At 38.0% G+C, this 490-nt stretch carries 1 pseudogene; it reads left to right on the top strand.

The features are described 5' to 3' along the window. Positions 1 to 212: 212 nt before the first annotated feature. Positions 213 to 490: pseudogene (locus RVS70_RS22155) on the top strand (tRNA uridine-5-carboxymethylaminomethyl(34) synthesis GTPase MnmE); the annotation flags it as partial.

The following is a 490-nucleotide window of genomic DNA, read 5'->3' as shown; positions in this document are numbered from 1 at the left end:
TCTTTTTAGGTGTATCCTGTTGATAAAAAGGAAGTTCAGGAAATAAAATTAATTGTTATTCACATGTGGATAAGTTAAAGTAATAAGGGACGAATTTCTATTTCTGTGGATAACAAAGCTTCCACTTCGAACCAAACTATGTTATCTTTTAGTTTTGGCATTATAAAAATTTTTTTATATAGATGAAACATAAGTAAAGAGAGGTGAACAGCATGGATACAATTGCGGCAATTTCCACACCGATGGGAGAAGGCGCGATTGCGATTGTACGGTTGAGCGGACCAGAGGCCATTCAAATCGCAGATAAAATTTATAAAGGACCGAAGGGGAAAACACTCAGCTCGGTTGAATCACATACGATTCATTATGGTCATATCGTAGACAGACCTTCAGATCGTGTCGTTGAGGAAGTAATGGTATCAGTGTTAAAAGCGCCGAGAACTTTTACACGAGAAGATGTGATCGAGATTAACTGTCACGGGGGAATTGT

It is taken from the genome of Virgibacillus sp. M23 (assembly GCF_034190895.1).
Classification (GTDB): domain Bacteria; phylum Bacillota; class Bacilli; order Bacillales; family Amphibacillaceae; genus Virgibacillus; species Virgibacillus salarius.
The sequence above is the reverse complement of the archived record's forward strand: the minus strand, read 5'-3'. Positions and strand labels throughout refer to the sequence as shown.